This is a genomic window from Methylobacterium sp. WL7 (assembly GCF_008040085.1).
GTDB lineage: Bacteria > Pseudomonadota > Alphaproteobacteria > Rhizobiales > Beijerinckiaceae > Methylobacterium > Methylobacterium mesophilicum.
Window position 1 is genome coordinate 1 of sequence record NZ_VRVG01000202.1, and the last position, 6,328, is coordinate 6,328.

Annotated in this window: 4 protein-coding genes; 3 read left to right on the plus strand and 1 reads right to left on the minus strand. The window is 70.5% G+C overall.

The window, feature by feature from the left end; translation table 11 throughout:
• Nucleotides 1–400: 400 nt before the first annotated feature.
• Both motA and FV233_RS27705 read left to right on the plus strand, forming a co-directional pair.
• Complete coding sequence (motA, locus tag FV233_RS27700) at nt 401–1,474, plus strand: flagellar motor stator protein MotA (protein WP_238261656.1); 1,074 nt, start codon at nt 401–403, stop codon at nt 1,472–1,474.
• Between the two features lie 22 nt (nt 1,475–1,496).
• On the plus strand, nt 1,497–2,357 hold the full coding sequence (locus FV233_RS27705; RefSeq protein ID WP_147856236.1) for a flagellar motor protein MotB: 861 nt from the start codon (nt 1,497–1,499) through the stop codon (nt 2,355–2,357).
• A 493-nt stretch (nt 2,358–2,850) separates the two neighbouring features.
• On the opposite strand, the gene FV233_RS27710 is transcribed toward FV233_RS27705, so the two are convergent.
• On the minus strand, nt 2,851–5,727 hold the full coding sequence (locus tag FV233_RS27710) for a phosphoenolpyruvate carboxylase (RefSeq protein ID WP_147899444.1): 2,877 nt from the start codon (nt 5,725–5,727) through the stop codon (nt 2,851–2,853).
• Nucleotides 5,728–5,889: 162 nt separating this feature from the next.
• On the opposite strand from FV233_RS27710, the gene FV233_RS27715 reads away from it, so the two are divergent.
• On the plus strand, nt 5,890–6,222 hold the full coding sequence (locus FV233_RS27715; protein ID WP_147857895.1) for a hypothetical protein: 333 nt from the start codon (nt 5,890–5,892) through the stop codon (nt 6,220–6,222).
• Nucleotides 6,223–6,328 lie beyond the last annotated feature (106 nt).

Below are 6,328 nucleotides of genomic sequence, written 5' to 3' on the forward strand. Positions count from 1 at the left end.
GCTGCGGGTGGAGGGGGTGTGAGGGGCCCGTAGGGCAGTCCCCCCGCGACCCACGGTGACGTGATCGACCGCCCTTCCGCGTCCCGGAAGCGTCGCCTCGACAGCGCGGCCGCGCGACGGGCGGCGCAGGTGCCGGGCTACGGGGCGGGAGGTTGGAATATTCGGCACTCCCCAGCGGGGAAACCCAGCCTTCTTCCGGTGAAGGCTTGGCCGATGCAGCCACGCGCCGTCATCATGAATGGGGGGCAGGCCTGGGGAGGGGAATCGTCCGACCTGCGTGACCCGGAGGGCACCCGGAGACGACCCGGACGAGCCGCGGCGGGACATCGCCGCGCGCGTCCCGCCGCGGCTCGAGGGCAAGCGTTGCGGATCATGGACCGGCCGGCCCGACGGCTGTGCCTTGGCGACCCGCGAAAGCCGGCGCGATCGCGGTTGCGACACGCCCGCGCCGTTCCTGTCAGGTCAAACCCGCGCCACCAAACGCCGGGCGCAAGCATCTGCCAGTCCTTCGGCCACGGCCCTAAACGCGCTGTTAACCTTAATCAGTGATTGGCCAATGATTAATGGCGTCGCGCGGAGTGTACCTGTCGCCGCGCAAGGATGGCAAATTATGCGGCTGATCGTCGGCACATTGATCGTCTTCGCCTGCGTCTTCGGCAGCTACGCGGCGATGGGTGGCCACCTGCTCGTCCTCTGGCAGCCGTTCGAATTCGTCATCATCCTCGGTGCCGCCATCGGGGCCTTCGTCATCGGCAATACCGGGCCGGTGCTCAAGGCCGTGCCCGCCATGCTGGGTACGCTCGTGAAGGGACCGAAATACACGCAGAAAAGCTATGTCGAGCTGCTGGGGATGCAGTATTCATTGTTCAAGCTCGCGAAGTCGAAGGGCGCGATGGCGCTGGAGCCGCATATCGAGGATCCGGATGCGTCGACGCTGTTCAACGCCTTCCCGACCTTTGCCGCCAACCATCACGCCGTCGAGTTCGTCTGCGACTACATGCGTATGGTGACGCTGGGCGCCAACAACGTCTACGAGATCGACGCGCTCATGGACGAGGAGCTGCAGACGCACCACCAGGAGCAGGAGCGCGTCGTCTCGGCCATGCAGGCGCTCGCCGACGGGACGCCCGCGCTCGGCATCGTCGCCGCCGTGCTGGGCGTGATCAAGACGATGGGGGCGATCAAGGAGCCGCCGGAGGTGCTGGGCCACCTGATCGGCGGCGCGCTGGTCGGCACCTTCTTCGGTGTCTTCGTCGCCTATGGCTTCTTCGGGCCCATGGCGCAGTCGCTCAAGAGCCTCTTCGAGGCGGAGTCCAAATACTACCTGTCCCTCAAGGCGGGTCTGCTCGCCCATATCGGCGGCCAGCCGCCGGTGATGGCGGTGGAATTCGCCCGCAAGTCCCTGATGAGCGACGTCCGCCCGACCTTCAACGAAGTGGAAGCGGCAACCGCCGCTCTCCCCGCCCAGATCTGACCCAAGCGCAAGCGGGGACTCGATGGCCACGATCATCATCAAGAAGGTCAAGAAGGCCGCGCACGCGCATCACGGCGGGGCCTGGAAGATCGCCTATGCGGACTTCGTGACCGCCATGATGGCGTTCTTCCTGCTGATGTGGCTGATCAGCATGACGACGCAGGAGCAGAAGAACGGTTTGGCGGAATACTTCGCGCCTTCGGCGTCGAGCCCGGCCACCAGTGGCGCGGGCGGGATGCTGTACGGCACCGCCCTCGACACGTCCGGCAACAAGGCGTCCACGCCCCGCGACGCAGCGAGGGGCTCCGCCGAGCGGGACGACAGGGCGCGCGCGACCACTCCGGGCCGCGCCAGCGATCTCGATGCCAGCCGGTCGGCCTCCAGCGTGCAGGCCGATTACAGCGCCATCGCCAGCCTCCGGCAGGCGCTCCAGACGTTGCCCGACATCGCCGAGCTGTCGAAGAACATCGTGATCGAGCCGACCAAGGAGGGCGTGAACGTGTCCCTCGTGGACCAGGACGGCCGCTCCATGTTCCGCGATGGCTCCGTCGAGCCCCACGAGCGCACCCGTCGCGTCCTGGAGACGCTCGCGCCCGCCCTGCGCCAGCTGCCCAACCGCCTGTCTGTCACGGGCCACACGTCCGCCATGCGCCCGGGTTCGGCGCGGGCCGTCGAACCCTGGAACCTCACCGCCGGGCGCGCGCTCGCCGTGCGCGAGATCCTGGCGGGTTCCGGGGTTCCCAACGACAACTTCATCTCCGTGGTGGGACGTGCCGACACCGAGCCGGTCTTCCCCGACAACCCCTACCTGGCGCCGAACCGACGGGTGACGATCACGCTGCTTCACGCGACCCCGCCGGCGCCCGCGAACCTGTTTCGCTGACGACGAGGCGCCTCCCGCGAAACGCTCTCCGCGCCGGCCTGTGTAGCTACGGGTCGGAGCGGTTCGAATTTGGATCTCTCCCCAGCGCGGAAGGCTCAGCCCTCCTCAAGGGACGGCTTGATCGATGCCGCCACGCTTCGTCGTCCCGGGGCCGCGCAGCGGAACCCGGGGTCCAGAGACGCCGATGTGTCAAGCTCTTGCACGGGCAGCATTTCCGGGCTCCGGGCTCGCCTGCGGCACCCCGGAGTGACGGCGCGGGTTCTCAGAGAGGGGGTATCGATCCTCGGGAGATGAATCGTCCAGCCGGCGTAACCGGAACTCATGTAGAGCGGGCGTCTTCTCGGGTGCGCGTGGTGTCCGTCCGGGATCGAGGTCAGCCCGCGCTGTTGGATCGCGGCCGGCATGCTGGCGCCTTGCTGACCATCGTTCTCGGGTTGCGCGGTGAGTTCCGGTGTCGAGCCAGGGCGGTAGGCCCTGACCCGTGGAACGCCCGCTACCCGAACGCCCCGACCTCGTGCTGGATCATCCCGGAGATCTCCCGCACCTGGTCGAACAGGCGGCGGATCGGCTGGAACAGGTTGGCGTGCTCGGCCTCGTAGGTGCCGACATCCCGGGGGCCGGCGGGCTCGCCGAAGTTGAGGCCGAGCGTCGGGTCCGGGGTGACCGGGAAGATCGCGTCGAGCAGCGTCAGGCAGCCGTCGATGTCGAGGCGCAGGACGCGTTCGAGCAGCTGCTCGCGGGAGATGCCGGCCTGCGGGCGGAAGCCCGGGATGTGAACCGCCAGGAACCAGATCCGGTGGATCAGCGCCAGCCGCAGGGCGTGCAGCAGGGTCAGACGGGCCGACATGCCGGGCAGGTCCGGGGCGGCGGTGGTGAGCGCCAGCCAGTCGCGGGTCAGGCGGCCGAACAGGCCGCGCAGGGACGATGCGAGGTCGAGGCGCTCCAGCGCGCCGGCGATCACCACCAGCTCCTCCCGGCGGAAGTCCTTCTGGGTCCGCCGGGCCCGCTCCAGCCACACGGCCGGGTCGAGGGTGTCGATATAGGCGCGCAGCACGTCGAGGTCGCCCAGCGCGGCGGCATGCTGGACCAGCCGGAACGCCCGCGAGAAGCGCACCGAATCCCGGCGCATGTCGCGGAACAGGTCGGGGCCGCGCTGGGCGGCCCGGCCGATCCCGTGGAGGGAATTGGCCAGGAAACCCAGCTGATGCAGGATCGCGTTGTTGGGGATCGCCCGCATCTGGGTCGGATGGGTGATGCGTGCCGGCCCGCCGTTGTCGGTCTGGCGCGCCACCGGGCGGGAGCCGGTGCGGTCGATCAGGCTCGGGCCGAAGGTGCCGAGCAGGGCGGCGTAGCCCGGGTCGTCGACCAGGGCCTCCATGTCCTGCCGGGCGGCGGTGAAGAATTCCAGCGCGAAGTCCGGCTCCGAGTAGATCGGGTCGTCCTTCGCGTCGCCCCCCGCCGCGGTGTCGTTGAGGGCATAATCCGAGAAGCTGTCGTCCTCGGCGATGTCGAGGGCGTAGACGTGCTCGGCGATGCGGGCGACGCTGGCCTGGGCCAGCGCCTCGGTGCCGTAGAGCAGGTAGCCGTCGGTGCCCTGGAAGCTCGATTCGAGCCGCACCTTCAGGCCGGCCTTGCGGGCGCGGTCGCGGGCGTCCTCGGGGGCCAGGTAGGCCAGGCGGTCGCGCAGCGAGGTCGGGTGAGCGCCCCGGCCGATCGATTCGCCGTGGGTGTCGAAGATCGCGAGCTCGACATCGGCCAGCCCGTTCTGGACCAGCATCTCGGTGATGCGCAGGCGCAGCCGCTCGATCCAGAACGTGGCGGCGAGCTGGCCGACATAGCGGCCGGAATCGGAGTAGCCGAACTGCACGGTGAGCCGGCCGATCCGCTTGAGGTACTGGCGCCAGTGCGGGTTGCGCAGGGCGTCGTCGAGCACCCGGATGCCCTGCTCCAGGGCGCTCGCGGTCTCGAACAGGGGCGTGATCTCGAGCTTGTCGGCGATGCCGTAATGGCGCGCGAGCCACAGGGCGGCCAGCAGGGTGTAGCCGGTCTCGGTCTCGGCGATCAGGAAGCGCACCGGGTGGGTGCCGTCAACGTGCTTGAGGATCTGGGCGATGGTCATCATCAGCCGGGCGGCCGAGGCCCGCTCGGCGGCCAGCGCGCCGAAATCCACCGCCACCGGCCGGACGTCGTTGAGCAGGCTGTGGATGGTCGCCAGATGCGAGCGGCGCTGGGCCGAATCGGTCGGCTCGCCCTCCAGGTCGATCACCCGGCGCACGGCGTTGTGGATCTGGCTGGCGTTCAGCCGGAAATGCGGCAGGGCGTTCGACAGGCCGTGGGTGGCCACGCCCGAGCGCAGGATCGCGATCGCCCGCTTGTCGGCCGCGTCGGCCCCCTCGAGCGCCGCGGTGAGCCCGGCGACCAGGGCGCCGGCATCGGTCTGGGCGCGCTCGCGCTCGATGATCAGCGCCAGGGCGAAGCGGTGCACCGCTTCGAGCGACGGCTTGTCGCCGAGCCGGGGGGCGACCGCGAGCTGGCGGTTGACCGCGGCGAGCGCCTCCGCGGCCAGCGCCCGGACCTCCCGGCAGGCGGGCCCGTCGGGCAGGTCGCGCATCACCCGGTCGAACTGCATGCGCTTGGAGATCAGCCGGTAGCGCAGGGTGTCCCACCAGCCGATATCGGTGCGCCCGTCGGTGTCGCAGCCGACCCAGCTGGCGATGGCGAAGGGGCGGGGGGTCAGCTCGGTCCATCGATCGGGCCAGCGGGTGCGGGCGGCGTCCAGCAGGGCGCCGTTGAACGCGTCCAGCGCGAGCCGTCCGTTGTTGGCCGCCGCGCAGGCCTGCTCGAACTCGACGTCGAGGGTGATCGGCGCGTCCGGCCGGGTGGAGAGGGCGGCGGCGCGGGCGATCAGGTCGGCGCGGGCGGCCGCGTCGGGCAGGCTGGCGGCCTGCGCCAGCAGGGTCGCCACGGCGCGCGGCATGCCGAAGGTCGGATGCGCCGTGAACACCACCGCGAAGGCGATGCGGTGGATGAAGGCCGCGAAAGCCGAGACGCCGTCCGGGCCGCCGGGGGCGGCGGCGACTAGGCGCGCGGGGATCGCGGAGTCCGCGTCGGCCGGCCCGGCTTCGAGCCCGACATAGCCGCGCAGCCGCTCCGCCCGGGCCGCCAGGGCCGGGGCGCGCAGCCGCTCGAACAGGCCGTCGAGGTCGTCCGCCGCGATCTCGTTGCGGTCGAACCGGCGGGTGATCGCGAGCGTCACGGCCAGGACGGGGTTGCGGAACGGGTCCTCCCGGGCCTGCTCCCGGGCGCTCTCGATGAGGCCGAGGAGATGGCTCTCCAGTTCCTCCGGCTCGCGGCTCGACTCGTGCTGCATGGATCGGTCCCGACTCCGGCTCGCTCGCGTCTACCCGGCCCAGCACCTTACGCAAGCCGTGTTCCACGGAGTCGCCGGTGCGGTCCGATCCCACATGCGGTCGCTGTTCGGCCGAGTACGGGGTGACGACGGGCCTTCGAGCGGGTTAGAGCTTCCCGCCTGATGGAGCGCCTGCTGATCATCCTGGCTATAGTGGCCTTCGTCGTCGCGGGACTTGCGGTCGCGGCCATGACGGCCCGGGGCCGGCGCGAACCCCTCCGCATGGGCTCCGAACTCGACGTCGAGGACGAGGACCTGGTGATCGGCTCGGTCGGCCCGCGCATCAGCCCGATCGACCGCGCGGCGCAGGATCTCGACCCGCGCGTTCCGGACCCGCACCTCCTCGACACGCGCGTACTCGATTTGGAAGCGATCGAATTGCAACCGATCAGAGCCCTCGATAGGACCGGCCGGATCGAGCCGCCGCGGCGCGATCTGCCGGAGGCGGACCGATGAGGCTGTATCCCGGGGCGGCCGGCCTGCTGCTCGCCCTCCCGTTCGCCTGCCTGCCGGCCGGAGTGCCGGCCCCGCAGGCCGCGCCGGGCCCGGCGCGGCCTGCGGG

What these genes read in the sequence shown, in the direction of transcription:
- FV233_RS27705 (WP_147856236.1), top strand. Translation starts at nt 1,497, where the DNA reads ATGGCCACGATCATCATCAAGAAGGTCAAGAAGGCCGCGCACGCGCAT.
- FV233_RS27710 (WP_147899444.1), bottom strand. Translation starts at nt 5,727, where the DNA reads ATGCAGCACGAGTCGAGCCGCGAGCCGGAGGAACTGGAGAGCCATCTC.
- FV233_RS27715 (WP_147857895.1), top strand. Translation starts at nt 5,890, where the DNA reads ATGGAGCGCCTGCTGATCATCCTGGCTATAGTGGCCTTCGTCGTCGCG.